This window comes from Pseudomonas sp. GW821-FHT09A09 (assembly GCF_059418405.1).
Genome location: NZ_JBWKPU010000004.1, coordinates 105,113 through 128,414, shown reverse-complemented (window position 1 = coordinate 128,414; position 23,302 = coordinate 105,113). Strand labels below are relative to the sequence as shown.

General features: G+C 61.7%; 31 protein-coding genes. 7 read left to right on the top strand and 24 right to left on the bottom strand.

Features of this window, described 5'->3' with window-relative positions; genetic code table 11:
- Positions 1-108 precede the first annotated feature (108 nt).
- The 4 genes from AC07OV_RS04960 to tsaA all read left to right on the top strand — a co-directional run bounded on the left by AC07OV_RS04960 (position 109) and on the right by tsaA (position 2,688).
- A complete protein-coding gene (locus AC07OV_RS04960) occupies positions 109-603 on the top strand; it encodes a GNAT family N-acetyltransferase (RefSeq protein WP_494997700.1) in 495 nt (164 codons plus the stop codon).
- A 143-nt stretch (positions 604-746) separates the two neighbouring features.
- On the top strand, positions 747-1,457 hold the full coding sequence (locus AC07OV_RS04955) for an rRNA pseudouridine synthase (protein WP_495091709.1): 711 nt from the start codon (positions 747-749) through the stop codon (positions 1,455-1,457).
- Between the two features lie 70 nt (positions 1,458-1,527).
- Positions 1,528-1,989 carry a YehS family protein gene (locus AC07OV_RS04950; RefSeq protein WP_071487504.1) on the top strand — a complete coding sequence of 154 codons (462 nt, stop codon included), beginning with the start codon at positions 1,528-1,530 and terminating at the stop codon, positions 1,987-1,989.
- A gap of 3 nt (positions 1,990-1,992) precedes the next feature.
- Positions 1,993-2,688 carry a tRNA (N6-threonylcarbamoyladenosine(37)-N6)-methyltransferase TrmO gene (gene tsaA / locus AC07OV_RS04945; protein ID WP_176994812.1) on the top strand — a complete coding sequence of 232 codons (696 nt, stop codon included), beginning with the start codon at positions 1,993-1,995 and terminating at the stop codon, positions 2,686-2,688.
- 163 nt (positions 2,689-2,851) lie between these two features.
- Here the strand turns inward: tsaA and fpr are convergent, their stop codons facing one another.
- Positions 2,852-3,631, bottom strand: a complete 780-nt coding sequence (gene fpr, locus AC07OV_RS04940; protein ID WP_003189055.1) for a ferredoxin-NADP reductase — start codon at positions 3,629-3,631, stop codon at positions 2,852-2,854.
- 124 nt (positions 3,632-3,755) lie between these two features.
- On the opposite strand from fpr, the gene AC07OV_RS04935 reads away from it, so the two are divergent.
- Positions 3,756-4,682, top strand: a complete 927-nt coding sequence (locus AC07OV_RS04935) for a LysR family transcriptional regulator (protein WP_010212678.1) — start codon at positions 3,756-3,758, stop codon at positions 4,680-4,682.
- Positions 4,683-4,685: 3 nt separating this feature from the next.
- On the opposite strand, the gene AC07OV_RS04930 is transcribed toward AC07OV_RS04935, so the two are convergent.
- The 3 genes from AC07OV_RS04930 to AC07OV_RS04920 all read right to left on the bottom strand — a co-directional run bounded on the left by AC07OV_RS04930 (position 4,686) and on the right by AC07OV_RS04920 (position 6,746).
- Complete coding sequence (locus tag AC07OV_RS04930) at positions 4,686-5,048, bottom strand: diacylglycerol kinase (RefSeq protein WP_017137081.1); 363 nt, start codon at positions 5,046-5,048, stop codon at positions 4,686-4,688.
- Between the two features lie 75 nt (positions 5,049-5,123).
- On the bottom strand, positions 5,124-5,774 hold the full coding sequence (erdR, locus tag AC07OV_RS04925; RefSeq protein ID WP_176994813.1) for a response regulator transcription factor ErdR: 651 nt from the start codon (positions 5,772-5,774) through the stop codon (positions 5,124-5,126).
- A 252-nt stretch (positions 5,775-6,026) separates the two neighbouring features.
- Positions 6,027-6,746, bottom strand: a complete 720-nt coding sequence (locus AC07OV_RS04920; RefSeq protein ID WP_495091708.1) for a tRNA-uridine aminocarboxypropyltransferase — start codon at positions 6,744-6,746, stop codon at positions 6,027-6,029.
- Between the two features lie 179 nt (positions 6,747-6,925).
- On the opposite strand from AC07OV_RS04920, the gene AC07OV_RS04915 reads away from it, so the two are divergent.
- Positions 6,926-7,366 (top strand): PA3611 family quorum-sensing-regulated virulence factor, encoded by a 441-nt coding sequence (locus AC07OV_RS04915; protein ID WP_495091707.1) that lies wholly within the window; start codon positions 6,926-6,928, stop codon positions 7,364-7,366.
- A gap of 293 nt (positions 7,367-7,659) precedes the next feature.
- Positions 7,660-8,772 (top strand): LOG family protein, encoded by a 1,113-nt coding sequence (locus tag AC07OV_RS04910; protein WP_494997703.1) that lies wholly within the window; start codon positions 7,660-7,662, stop codon positions 8,770-8,772.
- Between the two features lie 63 nt (positions 8,773-8,835).
- On the opposite strand, the gene recX is transcribed toward AC07OV_RS04910, so the two are convergent.
- The 20 genes from recX to AC07OV_RS04810 all read right to left on the bottom strand — a co-directional run bounded on the left by recX (position 8,836) and on the right by AC07OV_RS04810 (position 23,293).
- Positions 8,836-9,303, bottom strand: a complete 468-nt coding sequence (gene recX / locus AC07OV_RS04905; protein WP_176994817.1) for a recombination regulator RecX — start codon at positions 9,301-9,303, stop codon at positions 8,836-8,838.
- Between the two features lie 8 nt (positions 9,304-9,311).
- Positions 9,312-10,370: a recombinase RecA gene (recA, locus tag AC07OV_RS04900; protein WP_016970800.1), complete on the bottom strand. Its 1,059-nt coding sequence runs from the start codon at positions 10,368-10,370 to the stop codon at positions 9,312-9,314.
- A gap of 84 nt (positions 10,371-10,454) precedes the next feature.
- Entirely contained in the window at positions 10,455-10,955 is a 501-nt protein-coding gene (locus AC07OV_RS04895) for a CinA family protein (protein WP_176994818.1), read from the bottom strand.
- A gap of 81 nt (positions 10,956-11,036) precedes the next feature.
- Complete coding sequence (locus AC07OV_RS04890) at positions 11,037-11,537, bottom strand: lysis system i-spanin subunit Rz (RefSeq protein WP_495091706.1); 501 nt, start codon at positions 11,535-11,537, stop codon at positions 11,037-11,039.
- Positions 11,525-12,082, bottom strand: coding sequence for a glycoside hydrolase family 19 protein (locus tag AC07OV_RS04885; RefSeq protein WP_495091705.1), 558 nt, complete (start codon positions 12,080-12,082; stop codon positions 11,525-11,527). Before AC07OV_RS04885 ends, AC07OV_RS04890 begins: the two co-directional genes overlap by 13 nt.
- A gap of 8 nt (positions 12,083-12,090) precedes the next feature.
- On the bottom strand, positions 12,091-12,291 hold the full coding sequence (locus tag AC07OV_RS04880) for a hypothetical protein (RefSeq protein WP_494997706.1): 201 nt from the start codon (positions 12,289-12,291) through the stop codon (positions 12,091-12,093).
- Entirely contained in the window at positions 12,291-13,133 is an 843-nt protein-coding gene (locus tag AC07OV_RS04875) for a hypothetical protein (protein ID WP_495091704.1), read from the bottom strand. The genes AC07OV_RS04880 and AC07OV_RS04875 overlap by 1 nt, the downstream gene beginning before the upstream one ends.
- Before the next feature lie 11 nt (positions 13,134-13,144).
- Positions 13,145-13,744, bottom strand: coding sequence for a YmfQ family protein (locus tag AC07OV_RS04870; RefSeq protein ID WP_495091703.1), 600 nt, complete (start codon positions 13,742-13,744; stop codon positions 13,145-13,147).
- A complete protein-coding gene (locus tag AC07OV_RS04865) occupies positions 13,732-14,772 on the bottom strand; it encodes a baseplate J/gp47 family protein (protein WP_176994824.1) in 1,041 nt (346 codons plus the stop codon). The genes AC07OV_RS04870 and AC07OV_RS04865 overlap by 13 nt, the downstream gene beginning before the upstream one ends.
- Complete coding sequence (locus tag AC07OV_RS04860; RefSeq protein ID WP_176994825.1) at positions 14,762-15,160, bottom strand: phage GP46 family protein; 399 nt, start codon at positions 15,158-15,160, stop codon at positions 14,762-14,764. Before AC07OV_RS04860 ends, AC07OV_RS04865 begins: the two co-directional genes overlap by 11 nt.
- On the bottom strand, positions 15,160-15,669 hold the full coding sequence (locus AC07OV_RS04855) for a phage baseplate assembly protein V (RefSeq protein ID WP_176994826.1): 510 nt from the start codon (positions 15,667-15,669) through the stop codon (positions 15,160-15,162). Before AC07OV_RS04855 ends, AC07OV_RS04860 begins: the two co-directional genes overlap by 1 nt.
- 16 nt (positions 15,670-15,685) lie before the next feature.
- Entirely contained in the window at positions 15,686-16,723 is a 1,038-nt protein-coding gene (locus AC07OV_RS04850; protein ID WP_494997707.1) for a phage baseplate assembly protein, read from the bottom strand.
- 3 nt (positions 16,724-16,726) lie between these two features.
- The gene (locus AC07OV_RS04845) at positions 16,727-17,965 is read right to left on the bottom strand and encodes a DNA circularization protein (protein WP_494997708.1); all 1,239 of its coding nucleotides are present in this window, start codon (positions 17,963-17,965) and stop codon (positions 16,727-16,729) included.
- Positions 17,952-19,127: a phage tail tape measure protein gene (locus tag AC07OV_RS04840; RefSeq protein WP_495091702.1), complete on the bottom strand. Its 1,176-nt coding sequence runs from the start codon at positions 19,125-19,127 to the stop codon at positions 17,952-17,954. Before AC07OV_RS04840 ends, AC07OV_RS04845 begins: the two co-directional genes overlap by 14 nt.
- A 130-nt stretch (positions 19,128-19,257) precedes the next feature.
- Entirely contained in the window at positions 19,258-19,554 is a 297-nt protein-coding gene (locus tag AC07OV_RS04835; protein WP_176994830.1) for a phage tail assembly protein, read from the bottom strand.
- Complete coding sequence (locus AC07OV_RS04830; protein ID WP_176994831.1) at positions 19,551-19,898, bottom strand: phage tail tube protein; 348 nt, start codon at positions 19,896-19,898, stop codon at positions 19,551-19,553. Before AC07OV_RS04830 ends, AC07OV_RS04835 begins: the two co-directional genes overlap by 4 nt.
- Positions 19,899-19,962: 64 nt before the next feature.
- Positions 19,963-21,459, bottom strand: a complete 1,497-nt coding sequence (locus AC07OV_RS04825) for a phage tail sheath subtilisin-like domain-containing protein (protein WP_495091701.1) — start codon at positions 21,457-21,459, stop codon at positions 19,963-19,965.
- Positions 21,459-21,641, bottom strand: coding sequence for a DUF2635 domain-containing protein (locus AC07OV_RS04820; protein WP_176994833.1), 183 nt, complete (start codon positions 21,639-21,641; stop codon positions 21,459-21,461). The genes AC07OV_RS04825 and AC07OV_RS04820 overlap by 1 nt, the downstream gene beginning before the upstream one ends.
- Positions 21,638-22,222, bottom strand: coding sequence for a phage tail terminator protein (locus AC07OV_RS04815; RefSeq protein ID WP_176994834.1), 585 nt, complete (start codon positions 22,220-22,222; stop codon positions 21,638-21,640). Before AC07OV_RS04815 ends, AC07OV_RS04820 begins: the two co-directional genes overlap by 4 nt.
- Positions 22,223-22,285: 63 nt before the next feature.
- On the bottom strand, positions 22,286-23,293 hold the full coding sequence (locus tag AC07OV_RS04810; protein WP_494997710.1) for a phage late control D family protein: 1,008 nt from the start codon (positions 23,291-23,293) through the stop codon (positions 22,286-22,288).
- Positions 23,294-23,302 lie beyond the last annotated feature (9 nt).

The window sequence follows — 23,302 nt, the reverse complement described above, 5'->3', positions numbered from 1 at the left end:
CGCGCCTGCGTAATAATTTGAAAAAGCCCCGCCTCTGGACAAGATGCGGGGCTTTTTTCGGTCTATCGTTTGCCCATCGGCGCCATTCATCGGCAAGGGGCAGCGGGCATGCGTCAACGTTCGGTTATCCACACACCTAAAACCAGCGACTATGCGGAGCTGGCGCGCCTTTGGGAGGCCTCGGTGCGGGCGACCCATGACTTTCTGCCAGACAGTTACATCCTGTTGTTGAAAAACCTGGTGCTGACCCGCTATCTGGATGCCGTGATGCTGATCTGTACGAAGGACGCGCGTCAGAACATTACCGGGTTTGCCGGGGTGGCGGCGGGCAAGGTCGAGATGCTGTTTATTGATCCGCAGCACCGGGGTGAAGGTCTGGGCCGGCAATTGCTGAGGTATGCGATCGAGCATTTGAACGCCGATGAGCTGGATGTGAACGAACAGAACCCCCAGGCGCTTGGTTTCTACTTCAAGCAGGGGTTCGAGGTTATCGGGCGTACGGAGCATGATGGCCTCGGCCAGCCTTACCCACTGCTGCACATGCGCTTGCGCGCTTCTGTAGGAGCTGGCTTGCCGGCGATGCAGGCACCTCGGTCTGCCTGATGTACCGCGTGGAGGCAATCGCAGGCAAGCCAGCTCCCAGCAAAGCCAGAGCCCCCACAAAAAACACCCGCACTGAAATGGAGCCGGGATTAACCGGCGCCAGGCAGGTACAATAGCCGCCCCCTTTTGTTACGGCCCTTGTCATGACTGACCCCATACGCCTCTCCAAACGCCTTATCGAACTGGTCGGTTGCTCCCGTCGGGAGGCTGAGCTGTTCATCGAAGGCGGCTGGGTCTCGGTGGACGGTGAAGTGATCGACGAGCCGCAGTTCAAGGTCACCACCCAGAAGGTCGAGCTGGACCCGGAGGCCAAGGCCACCGCGCCGGAGCCGGTGACCCTCCTGCTGCACGCGCCAGCTGGCGTGGACGCCGAAACGGCCTTGGCCTCGATCTGCGCCGACACCCTCTCCGAAGAACACCGCTTCGGCAAGCGCCCGCTCAAGGGCCACTTCCTGCGCCTGACCGCCAGCGCCGACCTGCAAGCCAAGGCCAGCGGCCTGTTGGTGTTCACCCAGGATTGGAAGATTCTGCGCAAGTTGACCGCCGATGCCGCCAAGATCGAGCAGGAATATGTGGTAGAGGTCGAAGGCGACATGGTTGCCCACGGCCTCAACCGCCTGAACCACGGCCTGACCTACAAAGGCAAAGAGCTGCCGCCCGTCAAAGCCAGCTGGCAGAACGAAAACCGCCTGCGCTTTGCGATGAAAAACCCGCAGCCCGGCGTGATCGCCCTGTTCTGCGAAGCGGTTGGCCTCAAAGTCATCGCCATCCGCCGTATTCGTATCGGCGGCGTGTCCATCGGCAAGGTGCCGGTCGGCCAATGGCGTTACCTGTCCGGCAAAGAGAAGTTCTAAGCCGCTACCCTTTTTCTCGACACTGCCGGATTTGAGCGGTGTCCTCAGTTGAATACCAGGATTGCCCACCATGATTCACAACGACGTACTGCGCAGCGTGCGCTACATGCTCGACATCAGCGACAACAAGATGGTCGAGATCATCAAGCTCGGCGGCATGGACGTGACCAAGGACGATCTGCTGACCTACCTCAAGAAAGACGAGGAAGAAGGCTTCGTGTTCTGCCCGGATGAAGTCATGGCGCACTTCCTCGATGGCCTGGTGATCTTCAAGCGCGGCAAGGACGAAAGCCGTCCGCCGCAGCCGATCGAGACGCCGGTGACCAACAACATCATCCTTAAGAAACTGCGCGTGGCCTTCGAACTGAAGGAAGACGACATGCACGCCATCCTCAAGGCCGCCGAGTTCCCGGTGTCCAAGCCGGAGCTGAGCGCACTGTTCCGCAAATTCGGCCACACCAACTACCGCCCGTGCGGCGACCAGTTGCTGCGCAACTTCCTCAAGGGCCTGACCCTGCGGGTTCGCACCTAAGCCATGAGCTACAACGTCTCTCCCGTCGGTTTCGTGCGTTCCTGCTTCAAGGAGAAGTTCGCCATCCCGCGCCAACCGCAACTGGCGCCCGCCGCCCGTGGCGTACTGGAGCTGGTGGCGCCGTTCGACGGCGGCGAGGCGGTGCAGGGCCTGGAGCAGGTCAGCCATGTGTGGCTGTTGTTTTTGTTCCACCAGGCCCTGGAAGACAAGCCTCGCCTGAAAGTGCGCCCGCCCCGCCTGGGCGGCAATGCATCCATGGGCGTGTTCGCCACCCGCGCCACCCACCGACCCAACGGCATCGGCCAGTCGGTGGTGAAGCTGGACAAGGTGGAACCCGGCAAGCTGTGGATTTCCGGGATCGACTTGCTCGATGGCACGCCGGTGCTGGATATCAAGCCGTACGTGCCGTATGCCGACATTGTCGACATCGCCACCAACGGCATCGCCAGCGCCGCGCCACAACTGATTCCGGTGCAATGGCTGAAGACCGCCCTGCAACAGGCACAAAGCCACGCCGAACGCCTTGGCGAACCCTTGGTGGCGTTGATTGATCAATGCCTGGCGCAGGACCCACGGCCGGCGTACCAGACACCAGGGCCGGAGCGTGAATACGGCGCGCAGTTCTGGGATGTGGATGTGCGCTGGCACTATCCCGAGGCTGGGGTGATTTGTGTGTTGGAAGTGCTCGCGGCGAAATAAACGCTGAAACGACTGTGGGAGCTGCTTGTGTGGGAGCTGGCTTGTCGGATCGCCGCACCGCTGCGATAGCATCACCTCGGTTCAACTGAATGACCGCGGCGTCTGCATCGCAGGCAAGCCAGCTCCCACACAAGCCAGCTCCCACAATTTTTTGTATCGGTGTTTATTTTTCGACGAATGCGCGCTCGATCAGGTAGTCACCCGGCTCACGCATCCGTGGCGAAACCTTCAGGCCGAAGCTGTTCAGCACTTCGCTGGTTTCGTCCAGCATGCTTGGGCTGCCGCACAGCATGGCGCGGTCGTCTTCAGGGTTGATCGGCGGCAGACCGATGTCGCTGAACAGCTTGCCGCTGCGCATCAGGTCGGTCAGGCGGCCTTCGTTTTCGAACGGCTCGCGGGTCACGGTCGGGTAGTAGATCAACTTGTCACGCAGGGCCTCGCCGAAGAATTCGTTCTGTGGCAGGTGCTCGGTGATGAACTCGCGGTAGGCGACTTCGTTGACGTAACGCACGCCGTGGCACAGGATCACTTTTTCAAAGCGCTCGTAGGTTTCCGGGTCCTGGATCACGCTCATGAACGGCGCCAGCCCAGTACCGGTGCTGAGCAAGTACAGGTGCTTGCCCGGCTTCAAATCGTCAAGCACCAGGGTGCCTGTCGGTTTTTTGCTGATGATGATCTCGTCGCCTTCCTTTAAGTGCTGCAATTGGGAAGTCAGCGGGCCATCCGGGACCTTGATGCTGAAGAACTCCAGATGCTCTTCCCAGTTCGGGCTGGCAATGGAGTAAGCACGCATGAGCGGGCGGCCGTTGGGCTGTTGCAGGCCGATCATCACGAACTGACCGTTCTCGAAGCGCAGGCCCGGATCGCGGGTGCACTTGAAGCTGAACAGAGTGTCGTTCCAGTGATGAACACTGAGGACACGCTCGTGGTTCATGTTGCTCATGTACGGGGGACTCCTGGAAATGGGTCTGCGCCAAAGATGGGATGCGCAATTGCACAGCATTCTAATGGCGGCGACAATATCTGTTAACTGGATTATTAAGATAAGGGTTATCGGTTATATCGATATGCGATTTACTCTCCGTCAACTGCAAGTTTTCGTCGCCGTCGCCCAGCAGGAAAGCGTCTCCCGCGCTGCTGGCCTTCTGGCCTTATCTCAATCCGCCGCCAGCACCTCGATCACCGAGCTGGAGCGTCAATCCAGCTGCCAATTATTTGACCGCGCGGGCAAACGCCTGAGCCTCAACGCCCTCGGCCATCAGCTGTTACCCCAGGCGGTGGCGCTGCTGGACCAGGCCAAGGAGATCGAGGACCTGCTCAACGGCAAGTCCGGCTTCGGTTCCCTGGCAGTCGGCGCCACGCTGACCATCGGCAATTACCTGGCGACCCTGCTGATCGGCAGTTTCATGCAGCAGCACCCCGAGAGCCAAGTGAAGCTGCATGTGCAGAACACTGCCCATATCGTGCACCAGGTGGCGCACTACGAAATTGACCTGGGTCTAATCGAAGGTGACTGCAGCCACCCGGACATCGAAGTACAAACCTGGGTGGAGGACGAGCTGGTGGTGTTCTGCGCGCCGCAGCATCACCTGGCCAAACGTGGCGTGGCGAGCATGGACGAGTTGACGCATGAGGCGTGGATCCTGCGGGAACAAGGCTCGGGCACGCGCCTGACGTTTGACCAAGCCATGCGCCATCACCGCAGCGCGCTGAATATCCGCCTGGAGCTGGAACACACCGAAGCGATCAAGCGGGCGGTGGAGTCAGGCTTGGGGATTGGTTGCATCTCCCGGCTGGCGCTGCGAGATGCATTCCGCCGTGGCAGCCTGGTGCCGGTGGAAACCCCGGACCTGGACCTGGCCCGGCAGTTCTACTTCATCTGGCATAAACAGAAGTACCAGACCTCGGCGATGCGTGAGTTCCTGGAGCTGTGCCGCGCCTTTACCGCCGGGGTTCAGCGCAGCGACGAAATCGTGCTGCCGAGCATTGCCTGAGGCTTAGATCAGGATGACGGCCCACACCAGGGTGATCATGGTCAGGGCCACAAATTGTGCGGCGCTGCCCATGTCCTTTGCGTTCTTGGACAAGGGGTGGCGGTCCAGGGAAATACGGTCGATCGCCGCTTCCACCGCCGAGTTGAGCAGCTCGACGATCAGGGCCAGCAGGCACACCGCGATGAGCAACGCGCGCTCGACGCGACTGACGTGCAGGAAAAAGCTCAGCGGGATCAGGATGACGTTCAGCAACACCAACTGACGAAATGCCGCCTCGCCGGTGAAAGCCGCACGCAGACCATCCAGGGAATAGCCCCCTGCGTTGAAGATACGTTTGATACCGGTTTGACCCTTGAAAGGCGACATAGATGTAGGCAACTGAACCAAAGGAGTGGGGAAACTAGTTCACGCAAAGTCAAAAAAGCGTGAACCGGTGACATCTTAATGCTGCGAAATTGACTCAAGTTGTTGCAAGAGCAGCGCCGCCTGGGTGCGCGTGCGTACGCCGAGCTTGCGGAAGATCGCCGTCACGTGGGCCTTGATGGTCGCTTCCGACACGTTCAACTCGTAGGCAATCTGCTTGTTCAACAAGCCTTCGCACACCATGGTGAGCACGCGGAACTGCTGGGGCGTGAGGCTGGCCAGGCCATCACGAGCGGCCTTGGCTTCGTCGGACACATTGATTTCTTCAAACGCCTGGGGCGGCCAGGACACGTCGCCGTCGAGCACCGTGCGCACGGCGTTCTGGATATCTTCCATGGCGCTGGACTTTGGAATGAAACCGCTGGCGCCAAACTCCTTGGAGCGCACCACCACGTCGGCCTCTTCCTGGGCCGAGACCATTACCACGGGGATCTGCGGGTATTGACCGCGCAGCAGCACCAGCCCGGAAAAACCGTAGGCACCGGGCATGTTGAGGTCGAGCAGCACCAGGTCCCAGTCGGATTTTTCGGTGAGGCGGGCTTCCAGCTCGGCAATGCTGGCCACTTCGACCAGGCGCACGTCCGGGCCGAGGCCCAGGGTCACCGCCTGGTGCAGCGCACTGCGAAACAGCGGGTGGTCATCGGCTATCAGGATGTCGTATGTGGCCATTGATTAAATGATCCTGTTTTTTATGGGAGCCCTGATGGGTTCAGGGTTCGCCAGTACACAAGGCGACGGCCAGGCAGCCATCGCCACAGGGCACACTCAGCGTCAAAAACACCTGGAACGACGCTGAAAATTCACGGTTACGCCCCAATCGGCGCCCAGCATGCCCAGCGTAGCCTGGGGGGTCAAGCACTACGCCCGTGGGCATTTTAGCGGGTTACCGGTTTGCGGTGCCATCATGCAAACGTCGTCTGGTTATACCGCCGGGATATAGGGTGCAAGACGAGTATGGACGATGTCCGCAGGGTCCAGCGGCAGTTGGAACTTGGCCGCCAGGTAGTGGGTGCTGAACACATCAAGGTAGGCATCCAGCACTTCACTGGCGGTTTGGTCGTCGGCCAACTCCAGGCACAGCGCTGCCACTTCAGCGGTACAGAAATGATCATCGCGCTTCGATCGGCGCAGCTTGTAGCGAGACAGCTGTTCCGGCGCTAGGCTCAGGACCGGCAGGTGCTCCAGGTACGGGCTCTTGCGAAACATCTTGCGCGCTTCGCTCCAGGTGCCGTCCAGCAGGATGAACAGCGGGCGCTTGCCCGTCTCCACCGTGACCTCGCTGACCACCCGCTGTGGCGCAACAAATTCGCCGGGAAACACGATGTAGGGTTGCCACTGCGGGTCGCCCAGCAAGGTCAGCAGCTCAGGGTCGACCTCGGTGCGGGACCAGGCGAACGCGGTGGTGTCGTCGATCACATCGGCGATCAGCCAGCCGGTGTTGCTGGGCTTCATGGGTTCCACATCGTGCATCAACAGGCACATGGCGGACCGCGCCTGAACCTTGGGGCGCCAGGCACACAGGCAATACTCGGGGATGACCCGGCAACCGGCGCAACGTTCGGCGCGGGAACCACGGTTGAGGAACGGCCGGACGGCACGGGCCAGGCGCTGGGCGCGCAGGCGGGAGACGGCGTGGCTCATCGGATGCGTCGTTGGGACGGGTAAATCGACACGGTGAAAACTCGTGGAGGGCTTAAGTGGCCGCAGTTTACCAGCGATACGCCTGGCTGTAGTGGCAAGGGGTCACCTATAATTGCGCGCCACTGAACGCACAGCGCAGTGGCTGGTCTATGCACCAGTAACCGAATCAGGAGAGTTTCATGCTGCGTTCCATGCTGCGCCTTGTTGTTCCATCCGTCGCCTTGGCGCTGGTCTTGCCCATGGGTGCCCAGGGCGCCTCGTTGCTGGAGGCCCAAATGAACCGCAAGCTGCAAAGCGTCGCGGCTGAAAGCAACAAGGACCTGCCCCGGGAAATCGATGAAAAGACACTGGAAGTGGCCTACACCGTCGAAGGCATGCAGCTGATCGACCACCTCAGCGTGCAGCCTGATCGGGCCGAACAGATGCGCGCCAACCCCAAGGCTGTGTATTTCCAGCTGGGCCAGAGCGTGTGCCTGAACAAGGGCTACCGCGAGCTGATGGCCAAGGGCGCAGTGATGCGCTACGACATCACCGAGAACAAGACCAACCGCCCCGTGGCGTCGGTAAAGTTCATCGAGGCTGACTGCCCGGCACCGGCTGCAGCGAAGAAGAAAAAGTAACCTCGTGACCTGCGCGCACTGCCGTCCGGCGGTGCGCACGCCCCCCCGCTTCAAGTCCTCTCCAGCAGCTAGACTCCCTATCAAGCGGCCAATTAAGTGGTTGCCAGCCAAGGGTTTTCCGGCCCATGATCAAGTCATCCCAACCGTTCAATCACAGCGCTTTTCATGCTGTTCTGTAACATTTTCAGGGCAAAAGAAGGTTGCCCCCTGCGGCAAGCAACGACACATGCAGTGTCGTCGCCTCCGGCGAATGGCTCGTCGGCCACCCGGGCCCTGCAAAAAGGAGAAGTTGAATGCCTTACGAATCGAATGACCGCCTATTACGGCACTTTGAAGAAAACGGGGCCGACCTCACGCAGCAGGTCGACGCACAACTCCAGCTGATCGCCCCCAACAGCCCGAACATCCCCCTTTATCGCGACATGATCCTGACTGTGCTGCGCATGGCCCAGGACGACCGCAACCGCTGGAACGCCAAGATCACCCTGCAAGCGATCCGCGAGTTGGATAACGCTTTCCGCGTCCTGGAGCAATTCAAGGATCGCCGCAAGGTCACGGTGTTCGGCTCAGCACGCACCCCCGTCGAAAGCCCACTGTATGCCCTGGCCCGGGAAGTGGGCGCCATGCTGGCGCAATCGGACCTGATGGTGATCACGGGCGGCGGTGGCGGCATCATGGCCGCTGCACATGAAGGTGCGGGCCTGGAACACAGTTTGGGGTTCAACATCACCCTGCCGTTCGAGCAACACGCCAACCCGACCATCGATGGCACCGACAACCTGTTGTCGTTCCACTTCTTCTTTACTCGTAAGCTGTTCTTCGTCAAGGAAGCCGATGCGTTGGTGCTGTGCCCGGGTGGCTTTGGCACCCTGGACGAAGCGCTGGAGGTGCTGACGCTGATCCAGACCGGCAAGAGCCCGTTGGTACCGGTGGTATTGCTGGACGCACCGGGTGGAGGTTTCTGGCAAGGCGCCCTGGACTTCATCCGTAGCCAGTTGGAGGCCAATCGCTACATCTTGCCCACCGACCTCAAGCTGGTACGGCTGGTGTACAGCGCACAAGAAGCGGTGGAGGAGATCAACCGGTTTTATGCCAACTTCCACTCCACTCGCTGGCTGAAACGTGAGTTTGTGGTGCGCATGAATTATCCGCTCAGTGATCGGGCATTGGCTCATCTGCAGAGCGAGTTTGCCAGCCTGCGATTGAGTGGGGAGTTCCAGCAGCTGGCGTATACGGGTGAGGAGCATGATGAAGCGCGCTTCAGCCATTTGACGCGGTTGGTGTTCAACTTCAATGGACGGGATCAGGGGCGGCTGCGGGAGTTGGTGGATTACATCAATTTGCCGGAGAACTGGGCGCAGGCTCAGGGGAAGGCGCAGCAGCGGGTGGCGCCGGAGCCAGCGTGACTTTTTGAAAGCCGAAAAAAAAGGCCCACTATTTTCATAGTGGGCCTTTGTTTTTTGGTTTGCTCAGTCGTCCAGATCTCGGCCGCTCAAGAGGCGGTTGATCATTTCCATCGAGAAACCGCGATAGCTCAGGAAACGGCCCTGTTTAGCGCGCTCCTTGGCATCGATCGGCAGATGGCCGGAAAACTTGCGACGCCAAGTGTCTTCCAACTGCGCCTGCCAGCTGATACCGCACTCACGCAGGGCAAGGTCGATATCGGCACGCTGCAGGCCACGTTGGCTCAGCTCTTCGCGAATTCGCGCGGGGCCGTAGCCAGAGCGCGCTCGGTAGGAAACGAAACTTTCGAGATAACGGGCTTCCGACAGCAGTCCCTCTTCCGTCAAACGGTCGAGGGCACTTTCGATCATCTCAGGCTCTGCGCCGCGCTGACGCAGCTTACGCGTCAGCTCGACTCGACCATGCTCGCGGCGAGCGAGCAGGTCCATTGCAGTGCGCCGAACGGCGACGAGTGTATCCAGTACAACAGTCATCGTTTGCTTCAGATGTCAGTGTCGACTTCTTCCATCTCGTCAACCGGCTCACGGTTGGCGGCCGCTTTTACGTCTGGTGCGGCGGTCAACAGCTTGTCGCGGATCTGCTTCTCAAGCGTGGCTGCGATGTCCGGGTTGTCCGCCAGGAACTTGGCCGAGTTGGCCTTGCCCTGACCGATCTTGCTGCCGTTGTAGGCATACCAGGCACCGGACTTCTCGACGAAACCGTGCAGCACGCCCAGGTCGATCATCTCGCCGTTCAGGTAGATACCCTTGCCGTAGAGAATCTGGAACTCGGCCTGACGGAAAGGCGGAGCCACTTTGTTCTTCACGACTTTAACGCGGGTTTCGCTGCCGACAACCTCGTCACCTTCCTTCACCGCGCCAGTACGGCGGATATCCAGACGGACCGAAGCATAGAACTTCAACGCGTTACCACCGGTGGTGGTTTCCGGGCTGCCGAACATTACGCCGATCTTCATACGGATCTGGTTGATGAAGATCACCAGGCAGTTGGCGTTCTTGATGTTACCGGTGATTTTACGCAGCGCCTGGGACATCAGACGAGCTTGCAGGCCCACGTGCATGTCACCCATTTCGCCTTCGATTTCAGCCTTGGGTACCAGGGCCGCCACGGAGTCGACCACGATCACGTCGATGGCGTTGGAGCGCACCAGCATGTCGGTGATTTCCAGGGCTTGCTCACCGGTGTCCGGCTGCGAAACCAGCAGGTCGTCAACGTTGACGCCCAGCTTGCCGGCGTACTCGGGGTCCAGGGCGTGCTCGGCGTCGACGAACGCACAGGTGGCGCCCATTTTCTGCGCCTGGGCGATCACCGACAGGGTCAGGGTCGTTTTACCGGAAGATTCAGGACCGTAGATTTCAACGATACGGCCTTTTGGCAGGCCGCCAATGCCGAGCGCGATGTCCAGACCCAGAGAGCCAGTGGAAATAGCCGGGATCGCCTGACGGTCGTGATCGCCCATACGCATTACGGCACCCTTGCCGAATTGACGTTCGATCTGACCCAGGGCCGCAGCCAAGGCTTTCTTCTTGTTGTCGTCCATTAAAGTCCTCACGTAATCAATAAGGCCTGGTCGGCCAACACCTGTATAAGTAGACAGTATTGTTCCACAAAGATCCGGGATCGCCTACCCCTGATTTTCGATTTCTGCTGCAGCTCGTCGCAACAAGCCCTCCAGGGCGGCCTTTACCGTTTGTCGGCGGACCTCGTCGCGGTTGCCGGTGAAGTGCTCACGCTCAGCCGTCACCTCATCACCCACGCCAAAAGCCAGCCATACGGTGCCCACCGGTTTGTCCGGCGAACCACCGTCCGGCCCCGCTACACCGCTGACTGCCACGGCAAAACGCGCCAGGCTTTTTTCCTGGGCGCCCCGGACCATCGCTTCCACCACTTCCTGGCTGACAGCGCCCACTTTTGGAAACAACGTTTCCGGCACATTCAATTGCCGGGTCTTCTGACGATTGGAGTAAGTGACATAGCCCGCCTCGAACCACGCCGAACTCCCTGGAATCCGCGTGATGGCTTCGGCAATACCGCCACCGGTGCAGGACTCGGCAGTGGTGACATGGGCATTGAGCACCTGCAAGCGGCGACCCAGTTCAGCGGCCAGTTGAGTGATTTCCTTCACGGTCGTCTCCAGGAATGGGCGGGGGTTCGACTACCCTACAGGAGCCCATTGGCCATGCAAGTTACAGAGTGCATCAAGACGCTAATGCGCGACGGCCTGCACATACGCCTGGCACGCACGCAGGGCGATCAGCGCACTGTCGCCGTCGTCGGTGATGGCGATAATTCGTTGAGCATGCGCCGGGTCAAGTTGGGCTCGCGCGGCTGCATGAACCACGCCGCCGGTGGGGGTGGCAGCTGGCACTGCACAACCACGGGAGGTGTCGGCGGTGTCGAGAAGGACTGACAACCGCACATCAGCAGTGGCCAGGCGGTCACGCAGAGCCGCCTGATGACGTTGGGCATCGTTCAATTCCTGGGCATGTTGTTGGTCGCTGGCACTGAGCTGTTGCTCCAGCGCCAGCCGTTTTTCCTGCTGTATCTGTTGCTGGTGCAGGGCAGACGCAGATTGCTGACTAAGCGCCTGCACTTGCTCAGCCGCTTGCTGTTCAAGCTGCGCGCCATAACGCCAGGCCTGGATTTGCCACACAACGGCCATCAGCAGGCAAACGCCGACCACGCGACAACCGACTAGGAAACGCATAGCACCGCCTTCGCCCGCGCCCACCGTTGCAGGCGGTCCTCCAAGCCATTGAGCCCGCCATTGATCCGCCGCGTGATCGTGGTGAACTGGTCCTTGTCAGCCAATTCATTCAAACCGTTGCTTTGCCAGAACCAGGCAGCGGATTCGCAGGCCCATTGCGGTTGCTCCAGCAGCTCGGGCTGTCGCAGCAAACGATCATCACCGAACAACGCCTGGCTGCACGCCAGGTAATTACGCCGACCGGTAATCTGTATCAGCCCCCTGCCCCGGTACATCTGGCCATCGCCGTCGGCTTGCGGGGTATTGCCCAGGCGTATGGCCAAGGTGCCGGTGTCGTATTTGCTCAGGTATTGATCACTGCCCAGCTCGCGCACATAGCGCAACTCGCCGGATTCGTGACCGATTTGGGCGAGGAAGGCAGCGATGCGTTTGGGGGTAGTGATTTGATAGCGGGCAATGGCCGCGTTCAGGGCGGATATGAAAACGCCGGCTCGTGGGCCGGCGTTTTGAAAGACCTGCGACAACTGTTGCCGTGTAATAGGCATAACGGTCCTCACGCACTGTCTTCAACAATGTGAACGGGATCAACCGGCGCCTCTGGAACAGGCAGCGGCCTGACCTTGAATCCACCCTCGATGATCACTTCAAGGCCATTGCATAACCCCTCAAGCGCCTCGGCGTATTCAAGCGGGGTGATTTCAATAGCACCCTCAAACACATCCTGGGCGATTCGATTCTTGGCTGCGTAGGGCATTACTTGATCCTCATGTAATAAGTGGCGCCGATGTTTTTAACGCGGGTTTCGTTGGCCTGCCGAGGTACGCCGTTAACGCCGTCATCCACCGGATCACCCAATACCCCGCCGCCGATTGCGGCCAACGACATGCTGTCGCCTCTTCCCAGGTAGTAAGGGTTCCAACCCGTGACTCTGACTTTGTGTCCTTGAAACGCATCCTGCTCAAGCACCCCGGACGTACCTGCGCGAAGCGAGCGCCGCTCCGTGTTCAACAGCGAGACCGACCGTGCGTTGAACGGGCTGCCCGCCAAGTTGACGATCGCACTGGCGACAATCAACGGCGCTACCCCCGCTACGCTCTCGGAGACCAGAACCCCGGCGTTGTAGGGGTCAGAAGCCGTGAGTTTTATGTACCGATACTGGTTGCTGTTAATCGGTGGGATTGCGACACCCGGCACATGATCAAATATCGCAATCGGCACCCCCACCAGTTGCATGGCCCAAGGGTCAAAGCCGGCCAGGCTGGCGGCCGTCACCGGCTTGGCATTGTCCGTGCCCAAGGCAACGTCTGCAGGCGTGGCCGGCGTCATGCCGAAGCCTTGAATCGTGGTGGGCTTGTTGAGCAATTGGGGCCAGGTCACATTCGACGCAGCGATTTTGCCGACGGCTGCGGCAAGCTGATCGGTTTTCAGCTCATCGGGCACAATCCCCGCCGCACTGAGTACGTTCAAAATCTCCTGCGTCACCCCATTCCCCCAACTCGCCGGCACCAGGCTTCCTGGCGTCCCGGTCACGGGGTTCTCGTCCACAAACTTGCCATTTACCAGCCCAACGCTGGGCACACTTTTTGGGTAATCCACTGTTTTATCCCCTAGTCATAATTAATGTTCACCTGCGTGTGTGCAGGTGCGCTGCGATGGATCAGGCATTCCAGGGCACTGCCCGGGTCGGCGCCGAAGCGTTCGCCCCAATAGCTCGCGCCGAACCGACGGCCCAGGTGTTGTCGCCCGCCCGTGTTAAGGGTCCACATGAAGTGAGCGCGCCAGGTGCCGAAGCACGCGGCGCCAAAGCGGGCGTGGCCCATGCGCGGTGCGCGCAGTTCGGTGACGCTGGCGTCGGGGTAGCCCTGACTGCGGGCGATGTCGATGTAGTACGCGGCACGCTGGTTGCCCACGGCCAGCAAGCGTCGACGTACTGCCAGGCGTCGGTCGTCGTAGAGCGGGCTGAGGCCCAGGCACGGGTCAGGCAGTTGCATCACCTGTTCCCATTCGGGCACCAGTTCGCTGACGTTGGCCGGGTCCATTTCGTTTTGCAGGGCCCAGGCACGGGCGTCGACGCGGGCCAACTCCTCGGCAAGCCCGCTGAGCACCTGGCCCAGTTGCGGCACCGTCTCCAGGTCCCAGGCCGGGCCGCTGGGCAGCAGGTCGACCAGTTGCTGCCGATACTGTTTCGCCGTTCTCATCCCACCCATGTGATACCTCCAAACACCAGCAGTTGGTTATTGGCAGCGGTCACATCCGCCACGGGGCTCGCCAGTCGATGATCGGTCTCGCCGGTCGCGCTGCTGATGGCTTCTGCGATGTGGCTGAGCAACAGGGTGTCGCCCAACCCCGCCTCGCGGCTGTGCAGGTCGCGCAACTGGGCTTCCACCGCCGCGCGCACCGCCGTCGTGTCCGGGGTCAGCCGCAGTTGGTAGCTCACCGGTTTCATCACCGGCGCCAGCACATACACATCTGCCGTCACCGGGCGCAGGGGTTCGATATGGGCCTGTACCGCTGCCAGTTGGGCTGCATTGGGGATGGGCTGCGCATCGTCATCACGCATCACGAAGACACCTACCGTGCCCGGTCCCAAATAATTGCCTTGGCACCAGGCTCGGGTGACGCCGGGCACTTCCAGCGCCCAGGTCTCGTAGTCCTGGGCCGAGCCCCCTTGGGGAATCACGCGGTAGGAACGAATCACCCGAGTGCGCAGCGCCTCCAGGCTTTCCCGTGCAACACCGCCGGTCAGCCCCGGCGCCAGCACGGTGAAGGTCGAGCCAATGCCTTGCAGCGGCTGCACCGCCACCAGGTTCAACCCGGCGTCAGCGTTGCCAAGAAGGCCCGCGTCCACCGCCTGCACGGTGGTGGTGTTGAGCCCGGCCTGGGTCGTCACCGCAGCCGTCACGACGTAACCGCGCCCGTCGCTGGCTTGCAATACGCGGCCCACGTCCAGCACCGCACCGGCCGCGGCGGTAAAGCTCACGCTGCCGCTGGCGGCCGTCGCAGCCTTGCGTGGCTGGCTCAAACGCAGTACGGCCATGCGCTCCAGGGTCGCTTCGTCGGCGGTGTCCGGCAGGATCTGCTCGGCGATCCAATCGAGGTAGCCATACAGGCCAAACGCGGCACCGCTGAGGGTGCGCGCCAACACCTGGGCATCGGACTGGCGCAGCGAATCGCTGGCCAGGTCGCTTTGGGTGCGGTTGATCAGCACCGGCAGCGAAGGGGTTTCAAAGGGCATAGATCACCTGCCAACTGTTATCAGGGTTGATGTCCAGGCGCTCGCCGTCGGCCAGGGTCAATTGCGTGCGCAGGTTGAGGCGCTGGGCGTCGATGCGTTCGCTGAGGACCTCAATGGCGCGGCAATGACCGTCGTCGATCAGCCATTGCAGCGCCTCGCGGGCATAGAATTCAGCATCCAGACGGGTTTGGCGGGTCAACTTGACCCGCCTGAGCAACCACAGCCTGGAGCCAATGCGGTCATCGGCCACACTGGGGAAACTGTCGCCCCACCAGCCGAAGCGTTCGTCGTCTTCAACCGGGTCATCGGGTGCCGCACGGCGCCAGGTGAACAGGCTGATCAGCACCGCCCGGGTCAGGGCATTTTTCAAGGTGTCGGATACAAACATCACGGCCCTCCTACCGGCGCACCGGTCTGGCCGTTGCCGGGTTGCACGCCGGGATGCAGGTGCTGGATCTGGCTGATACCGCCCGCCACCTGGTCGCCCTTGGAAACGATCTGCCCACTCTGGGTCAGCGTCGGCGTATCAATGTTCACCGCCGTGCTCGCGCGGATATTCAAAGTGCCGGTCTCAATGTCGATCACCCGCCCACGCTTGAAGTGAATGCGATCACCTTCGTCGGTGTAGATCGCCACTTCGCCCGCGGCCAGCGACTGCAAGCGATAGCGACGGTCGGCCACCACCAGCACCACCGCATGGGAGCGATCCCCCCCGAGAAAGGTGGCGATTCCCTCGGCACCTGCCAGCGGGTTGCTGGTGAAACCGTAGGGTTCGAAATGCTCCATGTCGTCATTCACTTCGCCTGCGGTCAGGCGCATCTGCAGGGTTTGCAGCTTGGAAGCCGACTGGGCGAGCACGACGGTGCCGCGCGCCAGCAGGCGTGTCAGTAGGCTCATACAGGTTCCTTGAAGGTCAGGCAGGTGGCGCCGGGTTGGCGTCGAAGGTGGAAGGCGGCGCCACCTGCAGGGTGGTGATCGAGCCGCTGTCGGACAGCGAGTAAGTGACCTTTGAAATCAGCAGGTCCCTGTCGAACCCCAGCACCGGATCGATCACGCGCACCAGTCGGTTGTGTCGCCAGAGTTCCCCGTTGGATTGGCGCCAGCCCTGCACCCGATAGGTGGTGGTCAGGGCTTTTCCGGTGCGCGTGGCACGCTCCCAGTTCGCACGTTGCTGGGCCATTTCCGGGGTGATCTGCGTGGCTTCGCTGATGACCGTGATGCGTTTGCGCGCGGCCTTGTCGTCCACCGAAACGCCATACACTTCGCTGATCGCCGCCGCACTTTTCTGGTCGTCACCCTTGTGCTGACCAATCACCCGGTATTCGGAAAACACACCGCCAAAGTCCCGGGGCGCATCGGCCGAGAGAATATTCTTGCCCAGCGCCAATGCGTCACTGGCGCGTCCGCCGCTGCCCGGTTGCGCCAGCACCAGGCGGCCTTGTTCGTCATCGGTGGAGAACAGCCGGTACAACGTCAGCAAGCGATCAATAGACTGAAACACCGTCTCACCGGGCACCACGCTGTGGGTATGCAGGCGTGGGGTTTCAGGGATTTCGCTGCGCACCTCGATGCCATAAGGCGCGGCCAGGGCGCGAACAATGCTCGGCAAGGTTTGCCCGCGCCATTGGCCGGGCGTGTTGATGGCCGCGCAATCGACCAGGTCCTGGGTCAGCGAACTGCCCTCGAGGGCCAGGCTGATGCTGTTGCCGTCGTAGGTGACCGGCGCCTTGAACACATACCCGCTCAGCACCAGGTCGCAGCCGATGCGCACCTGGCAACGTGCGCCGGGCTGGATCGGCACCTCCAGGGTTTGCCCCGGCCATTGCCAGGTGATGCTCAGGTTGAAGGTGCGGAACTGGCGCTCCAGGTCCGCGGTGATTTCCACGCTTTTCCAGCCACCGTACTCCAGGCCGTCAACGGTCAAGGTGACGGTATTGTCCAGGTCATTCATGGCTTACTCCCGAACCACTTGCAGGTCAGCCGGTGGCAGGAACCCCGGGTGAGCCACCCGGTTGCGCTGCACCACTTCACCCACGCGGGTGGCATCGCCGAAGCGCTGATACGCCAGCACCAGCGCCGGCATGCTGCGCATCGGCGTGAGATTGACCAGGCGCACACCGGACGATGCCACCGCGTTGAGGTGGGCAAACAGTTGCTGGCGCAGGTCATTGAGCGCCACGTAATGCCCGGCATCGGCCTTGAGCGCGGCGTGCCACAGGGCTTCGTTGAGTTGATCACGCAGCGCCAGCACATCGTCGGCCACCGGTACTTCGCGGCGTTGCACCGGTTGCGTCGCCTGTTGCGCCAGTGTCGGCGTGGTGGTGAGGGTGACAGCCTTGGTTGCGACCGGGGTGTCCGCCAGCCAATGGGCTATTTGCACCCAGAGCGCGTCCTGCACCAGGTTGGCCGTCGCTTGCACGGCGGCAACACTGTCCTTGCCGGTGGTCAGTTTCGGCGCATCAATGCGCCGCGCTGCCTCCACCTGCTGCGAAACGTTGGCCAGCATGCCGCGATAGCCAATGCGGGCAAACTCGCCCAGCTCCTTCACATCGCCGAGCAGGCCCTTGAACTCGGCACTCAGTTCCCGAGGCAGTTCCTTGATGCCTTTGACCAGCGCATTCACATCCCCGTACAACTCGATCAGCGGCGCGAATTGATGCTCGATCACCTGGTAGACATCGGCCAAGCCATTGCGCAGCGCTTGTATGCCGACACGCGCCTGCTGAACAAGCGCCGTCGCCTGCTCAAAACGCAGCATGGCTGAACCCAACAGGCTGTCGGCCGACACCAGCAATTGCTGGCGGGTATTCACGGCAGCGGTGGGAAACTTGAGGGGCGCGTCGGGGTAGAACTTCAGTGCAAACGTCACCAGCCCGCCATCCTGTCGGGTCTGGGTCATCTCGCACTCGCCCACCTTGACCTGCAAGCGTCCCAGCCACGGGTGTACCAGTTCACCCGCGCCTTCTTCCAGCGCCTTGAGCAGCTTGTCGCGCTGCTCCAGGCAATCCTCACCCACCACAAACGCGGTCAGTTCATGCACCCGCGACTGCTGCCCCAGGCGCTCGAAAAACGGTTCGTCGCGCTGGGGGTATTCGTGCAACTGGCCCTTCTTGCCGACCGGGGTTTTCGCCTGGTCGACCCAAAACCCGACGCCGCGAAACGACGCCGGCAACAAACGATCACGCCAGCTCATTGGAGCCTCCAAGGGACAGCGAGCGGTAGCCGACGCGCGGCGTCACGCTCAAGCCCGGTTGATTGGTCTGCGGCGGGCTGACCCGCAGGCCCGCCGGCGCATTGTCGAAGCTCACCCGCAGGTCGCCGTTGAGTTGGGTACGGTTATTCGCGGCGCTCTGCTGCAGCAACGAATGGGAGGTCGATGCCAAGTGCGTTGAGGTCAGCGAATGGCTGTTGGATACCCGGCTCGACGACGTCATCGCCACCGCAGCCGGCGGCAGCAACGAAGCGCCCTGCTCACCCGCCAGCCCCGGCCGCGCAGCGTTGTGCGTGACCTGCACGTCACCGCCCGTGAACAGCGCCATCCAACTGCCCAGGGTTTGCGAAAAGGCTTGTCGGATCGGCTCGAGGATCGCCTTGAGCTTTTCCCAGAGCGCCGAAAACCACCCCAGCACCGGTTCCCAGACTTGGGCGAGCGTTTCCAGCGGCGATTGGCTGAATATCGTCTGGAAGAACTCGACGGCGGGCATCGCTGCCGCCTGCAAGCTGCCCCACAGGTTGGAGAAGAACGCCGAGATCGGTGTCCAGTTGGCGACAATCAGGCCGGCCGCCACCGCAAAGGCCACGGCAACCAGCGCAATGGGGTTGGCCGCCAGCACCAGGTTCATGAAGGCCAGGGCTTTAGAGGCCCCGGTGACCGCCGCCTGAACCACGGAAAACGCCGCGGCACCGGCTGCCAGACCCTGCACCAGTTGCGGGTTGTCAGTCAGCACCTGCGTGACCTTGCCAAGCAACGGCTCCAGCCCAACCGTGACCGCCCCCACCGCCGGCAATAACGCCGTGCCAATGGTCACCGAAACCTTGTCCATCGACGCGCTGAAATCCTTGAGGTTCTGCGCAGCCACTTGCGGCACACTCGGCAGCACGGTGGCCTTGGCCTTGGAACTGACCGAAGCCACTTGTTCCTTGAACGCCACTGCCGACTTGATGCCGCTGACAAAGGGGGCCGCCAACCCGCCACCCTTGACCAACCCGGACACATCCAGGCTACCCAGCCCGCTTTTCGTCAGGTTCTGCTTGAAGCGCTCTACGGTGGCACGCAGCCCGGCGAGTTTGGGCGACAGTTCATCAACACCGTTCAGGCGCACCGCCTTGGTTTTTTTCTTGCGAGATTTGGCCATCACTGCACCTGCTGCGTCGCGTTGATTCGTTGCGCATGCTCCAGGCATTCCCGGAGCACATCCAAAGGCCTGGCCAGCATCTGTTCGGGGTCAACCTTCCAGAACCAGGCCAGGTCATAGGCCACCGCAATCAGCTCGGCGACGGTGCCTGCGCCGCACTCATGAAAAAACCGGCGACCGCCCAGCTCAGGGTGTTGAAGTCCACCAGATCCAACTGGTTGACCGACGATGGCGGGATGCCGGCGCACACGGCGATGTATTTGGCCGCCACGTCGAGGTCCAGGCTGACGTCCTCGCCCTTGTCGATCTTGTACGGCAGCGCCTTGATCGCCCGCACTTCCTGCACCGTCGGGCGGCGCAGGGTGAGTTCACGCAGGGGCTCGCCGTGGGCCTCGATGGCCACTTGCAGGGTTACCGTGTCAGTCATTGCCAGGTCCCCTTGATGCCTTCGAATTTCAGCTCGATCACTGCGTCGTCGCCCTTGGCCACCGGCTCCTCCACCAGGTAGGCGCCGGCCAGCACGTAGACTTTGCCGTTGCTGAATTCGCAGGTGACGGTCATGTCGGTACCGGCGACCAGTTGCTTCAACGGGAAGTCCGGCGTGTGCAATGCACTGACCTTGAACGAGGGGGCGATGTCGGTTTCCTTGTAGAAACCCGGTACCACGGTTTCCCGCTTGATGCTCAACAGCGGTGCTTCACAGCCGCCGCTGATGGTCAGTTGAGCGCCGTCCACTTTGACGTAGCAGGTGCCCGCAATCAGTTGACCCATGATGTTTCTCCCAAAAATAAGCCCGCACGCGGCGGGCTGGAATCAGTTGCGAAAAGCGCGAGGCTTAGAGCGCCGCGTCGTACTGCAAGCGGAATTGGTTGAGCAGCGCAAACACCCGCAGCCCGTTGATGTAGTCCGGCGGGAACAGCACGTTGACCCGGCTCGGGTCCTGGCTGTCGCGCTCCACGATCAGGTGTTCGGCGAACAGCTCGGCGTTCTCCACATGACCTTCCAGCTCCAGCTTGGCGTACTGGGCGATCAACTCACCGCGGATCGTGCTCGGGGTCACGATCGGCTGGCCGGCACCGAACCGCGTGCCGTCGCTGGCCAGTTTGTGGCGCCCGTATTTGCTGGTGATCACGCTTTGCAGGCGGCGCACGATAAAGGCCGACTGGTGCAGGGTCTCGCTGTCCAGGTAGGAGTTGTCGGCTTGGCCGAACGCGTTCTTCTGGTAGGTGGTGATTGCCCGCTGGATACGCACATAACCGCCTTCGTAGTAGGCGGTGGCGATGCCGTAGTTGAGCAGCGACTGACGCTCGGTCAGGGTGAAACGCTCGCTCGCAGCGGCCGGATCAAGGCCAGGCAGGCTACCGCTCTGGGTCGGGCGGCTGGCGTCTGCCGAGATAAACACTGCGGTGCGTGCGGCCAGGGCGGCGGCTTGTACCCAGACCGGTTGCGGCACACCCGGCTCCATGGCCTGGAGGGTGACGTGCTGATCGTTGCGGGCCTGGCCAGCCGCTACCAGCGTGCCGACCGTGCCGCGCTTGGCGGTGTACACGTGACCGAACAGTTGCTTGGCCCAGGACCAGCGACCCGTGTTGTCATCCATCACCGCCTGCCAGGCATTCAGGCTGGCGGTGTCAGCCCACGGCATGCAGATGAATTCAAACGGTTCATCGCCCAGGGCTGCCAGCGCCGCCAGTTGATCAGGTACACCGGTGCCCGTCGCCATTTTGCCCAGGGTCACCGTCAAGCCGTCGGGGATCTGCTCTCCATTGCTCTGGCCCAGGCGGTTGAGTTGCAGGCTGATGTCGTTGCCGCTGTCGCCAGTCCATTTCGCCGCCAGTGCGACGGTGCCGTCCACGGCGACCGCTGTCACCGGCAGGTCGTTACTGGCGTTGATTTTCACCGCCAGCGCACTGGCCGCGACGGCGGCGGTCGCCCCATTGATGACGCTGGCCTGCACGCGCACACCGCCGACATACAGGTTGAGCACGCCGCCCTGGGTGGCGGTGCCGGCGAGCTTGAGCTCGGCCTTGGCCACGCTGCCTTCCGTGCTGTGCAGGGGCAGGCACCAGATCTCTCCCACCGGATCGCTTTTGCGAAAGGTCTCGTACATCGCCGCCAGCATCGAGCCCGAGCCGCCAATACGCTTAGCCATCGCCGCGCTGGACACCAGCACCAGGCTGCCGACTTCGGCGCTGGTCACGTTGTCGTTGACCTGGCCCACGATCAACCGGCGCAAGGCCGAGCGGGCACTGTTGGCTGCCGAATTGTCCATCTCGGCGTAGAACAGCGGCACACGAATGTCCGCTGGAATTTGACTGAATCCAATCGCCATTATTTGGCTCCCTTTGGTTTTGCCGCCTTGGCGGCTTTGGTGATGATGTCGCCATCAGCCAGACGTCGACGCCACCAGGCGTTGTCCGGGACTTCACGACCCTCGGCCGGCAACAAGTCGCCAGCCTGCGGGTCGGGTACGGCACGGCCGGCAACCGGCAGTACGGTGATACGTGTGCTCATGGTGTTACCTCGGCAGAAAACGTCAGTTCCAGGCGCCCGTCGGGGCCTGGGCGTTGCAGGTTGGGGTCGGCCGGGTCAATCGCATCGACCCGCACCGTGGCCCCGTTGAAGGACGGCAAAGCGTCCAGCTCAAGCTCGTGCCAGGTTTCCGCCGGCTGCGTGCTGAGGTTACGGCCGAGCTGGAACCCGGCAGAAAAACGCAGGCGATACAGGCCCCGCGTCTTGTTCAACAGCAGCCAGTGGCCGCCGTCATACCGGATGGGCTCGTAGAAACGTTCCGGTTTGAACCCCACCAGCGCGCGCCAGACTTCGGCGCGCAGGGTATGCAGTTGGTCCATCGCCTGGGCCTGTTGGCCGTCCACCAGGTCGATCACCAGCACCACGCCAAAACGCTCGCGAATCACTTGGCGCAGGGTGTTCTGTGAATGGCTGGGGGCAGCTGCATCGGCGATAGGGGTCACCACCGCTGCCGGCGTGCCGACCAGCGCTTGCAGGCTTTCGAGGTCGAGGCCGGCATGAAGATGCGGGGTGAGGCTGGGGCAGTGGTCGTGCAGGTGGGTGAGTAAGGGCGTGATTTTCATGGGACTTTCCAGGCAATAAAAAGCCCGCTCGTGAGCGGGCCTTGGGGGCGACACCAATACCAACTAAAGCGCCAGGCCACTGGCGGTGATCGTGCTTCGGTAGCCCTTTGCGTCACTGCTATGGACCACCTTGTCGATTGACCAGCGCCCTCGCATATACACCGGCCAGGACTCATCCAGCAGCACCAGGCCTTCGGCAGACAGCAGCGGATTGCCGGGACAATCGATGGCCATCGTCAGCCCTTGCTGGCCGACTCGGCGCAATTCGCCTTCGGCCACCGCTCGTGCTTCCGCTTCGTTCTGATAGCGTTGGCGCAGGGTCTTGAAAGGAGCGATACCTACCTGTACCACCCGCTGCTTACAGGCGGCGCCATCCCACCAGTTGACCCGGCACCCCTGGTATTTTGACCGGGCCTTTTCGTCGATCTTGGCCGTGGTAAACGCCTGGCTTCCCGGCCGATTGTCTTGGGTCACCGACAGGCTGACATCGGGCAACTGCTGACCAGACAGCGACTTGACTTGCCCGCTTTGAGCCAGCACATACAACTCGTTGATCGGCTTGCACACGGCGTTGTAACGACTCGCGAGCCGTGTGATAAAGCCCATGTCAGTCTCGTTGGACTGATCGATATGAGGGATCGAAATACCTTCCAGGGCGGGCGCAACGCGAGGTGAATAGCCATGACGCGTTGCCAGTTGACGAAACAGCGCGCCCAACGTCGTAGGGCCATGGCTGACAGAGCGTCGCTGGCGATAGCCACTGGCATCCAACACACTGAATGGCGCGGCAGAGGCCACGATGTGCAGGCGCATGGGAAACAGCACCGGCGTGCGCTGGGTGACCACAAACTCGCCCTTCTCCACCAACCCGGATTCCTGGTAGCCGACCCGCAGGCCGATTTTGCCACCCAGGCTCGGCAACCCGTCCAGCCCCTCGATGTTGATCGTCAGTTCCAAGCGGTCAGACTCGATACCGGCCGCATCGGTATGGGTCCAGCTCATCACCCGTTGATTGAGCAGCGCCGCATTGGCGCCGTAAAACTCCACGCTCGGCGTAAATCCAAAGGGCATGTCGCCTCC

What these genes read in the sequence shown, in the direction of transcription:
- AC07OV_RS04815 (WP_176994834.1), bottom strand. Translation starts at nt 22,222, where the DNA reads ATGAAAATCACGCCCTTACTCACCCACCTGCACGACCACTGCCCCAGC.
- AC07OV_RS04880 (WP_494997706.1), bottom strand. Translation starts at nt 12,291, where the DNA reads ATGCCCTACGCAGCCAAGAATCGAATCGCCCAGGATGTGTTTGAGGGT.
- erdR (WP_176994813.1), bottom strand. Translation starts at nt 5,774, where the DNA reads ATGGCCACATACGACATCCTGATAGCCGATGACCACCCGCTGTTTCGC.
- AC07OV_RS04910 (WP_494997703.1), top strand. Translation starts at nt 7,660, where the DNA reads ATGCCTTACGAATCGAATGACCGCCTATTACGGCACTTTGAAGAAAAC.
- AC07OV_RS04820 (WP_176994833.1), bottom strand. Translation starts at nt 21,641, where the DNA reads ATGAGCACACGTATCACCGTACTGCCGGTTGCCGGCCGTGCCGTACCC.
- AC07OV_RS04810 (WP_494997710.1), bottom strand. Translation starts at nt 23,293, where the DNA reads ATGCCCTTTGGATTTACGCCGAGCGTGGAGTTTTACGGCGCCAATGCG.
- AC07OV_RS04855 (WP_176994826.1), bottom strand. Translation starts at nt 15,669, where the DNA reads ATGAGCCTACTGACACGCCTGCTGGCGCGCGGCACCGTCGTGCTCGCC.
- AC07OV_RS04935 (WP_010212678.1), top strand. Translation starts at nt 3,756, where the DNA reads ATGCGATTTACTCTCCGTCAACTGCAAGTTTTCGTCGCCGTCGCCCAG.
- AC07OV_RS04830 (WP_176994831.1), bottom strand. Translation starts at nt 19,898, where the DNA reads ATGGGTCAACTGATTGCGGGCACCTGCTACGTCAAAGTGGACGGCGCT.
- AC07OV_RS04930 (WP_017137081.1), bottom strand. Translation starts at nt 5,048, where the DNA reads ATGTCGCCTTTCAAGGGTCAAACCGGTATCAAACGTATCTTCAACGCA.
- AC07OV_RS04885 (WP_495091705.1), bottom strand. Translation starts at nt 12,082, where the DNA reads ATGCCTATTACACGGCAACAGTTGTCGCAGGTCTTTCAAAACGCCGGC.
- fpr (WP_003189055.1), bottom strand. Translation starts at nt 3,631, where the DNA reads ATGAGCAACATGAACCACGAGCGTGTCCTCAGTGTTCATCACTGGAAC.
- AC07OV_RS04865 (WP_176994824.1), bottom strand. Translation starts at nt 14,772, where the DNA reads ATGCCCTTTGAAACCCCTTCGCTGCCGGTGCTGATCAACCGCACCCAA.
- AC07OV_RS04955 (WP_495091709.1), top strand. Translation starts at nt 747, where the DNA reads ATGACTGACCCCATACGCCTCTCCAAACGCCTTATCGAACTGGTCGGT.
- AC07OV_RS04835 (WP_176994830.1), bottom strand. Translation starts at nt 19,554, where the DNA reads ATGACTGACACGGTAACCCTGCAAGTGGCCATCGAGGCCCACGGCGAG.
- tsaA (WP_176994812.1), top strand. Translation starts at nt 1,993, where the DNA reads ATGAGCTACAACGTCTCTCCCGTCGGTTTCGTGCGTTCCTGCTTCAAG.
- AC07OV_RS04915 (WP_495091707.1), top strand. Translation starts at nt 6,926, where the DNA reads ATGCTGCGTTCCATGCTGCGCCTTGTTGTTCCATCCGTCGCCTTGGCG.
- AC07OV_RS04860 (WP_176994825.1), bottom strand. Translation starts at nt 15,160, where the DNA reads ATGTTTGTATCCGACACCTTGAAAAATGCCCTGACCCGGGCGGTGCTG.
- AC07OV_RS04960 (WP_494997700.1), top strand. Translation starts at nt 109, where the DNA reads ATGCGTCAACGTTCGGTTATCCACACACCTAAAACCAGCGACTATGCG.
- AC07OV_RS04950 (WP_071487504.1), top strand. Translation starts at nt 1,528, where the DNA reads ATGATTCACAACGACGTACTGCGCAGCGTGCGCTACATGCTCGACATC.
- AC07OV_RS04845 (WP_494997708.1), bottom strand. Translation starts at nt 17,965, where the DNA reads ATGAGCTGGCGTGATCGTTTGTTGCCGGCGTCGTTTCGCGGCGTCGGG.
- AC07OV_RS04920 (WP_495091708.1), bottom strand. Translation starts at nt 6,746, where the DNA reads ATGAGCCACGCCGTCTCCCGCCTGCGCGCCCAGCGCCTGGCCCGTGCC.
- recA (WP_016970800.1), bottom strand. Translation starts at nt 10,370, where the DNA reads ATGGACGACAACAAGAAGAAAGCCTTGGCTGCGGCCCTGGGTCAGATC.
- AC07OV_RS04825 (WP_495091701.1), bottom strand. Translation starts at nt 21,459, where the DNA reads ATGGCGATTGGATTCAGTCAAATTCCAGCGGACATTCGTGTGCCGCTG.
- recX (WP_176994817.1), bottom strand. Translation starts at nt 9,303, where the DNA reads ATGACTGTTGTACTGGATACACTCGTCGCCGTTCGGCGCACTGCAATG.
- AC07OV_RS04870 (WP_495091703.1), bottom strand. Translation starts at nt 13,744, where the DNA reads ATGGGTGGGATGAGAACGGCGAAACAGTATCGGCAGCAACTGGTCGAC.
- AC07OV_RS04890 (WP_495091706.1), bottom strand. Translation starts at nt 11,537, where the DNA reads ATGCGTTTCCTAGTCGGTTGTCGCGTGGTCGGCGTTTGCCTGCTGATG.
- AC07OV_RS04840 (WP_495091702.1), bottom strand. Translation starts at nt 19,127, where the DNA reads ATGGCCAAATCTCGCAAGAAAAAAACCAAGGCGGTGCGCCTGAACGGT.
- AC07OV_RS04850 (WP_494997707.1), bottom strand. Translation starts at nt 16,723, where the DNA reads ATGAATGACCTGGACAATACCGTCACCTTGACCGTTGACGGCCTGGAG.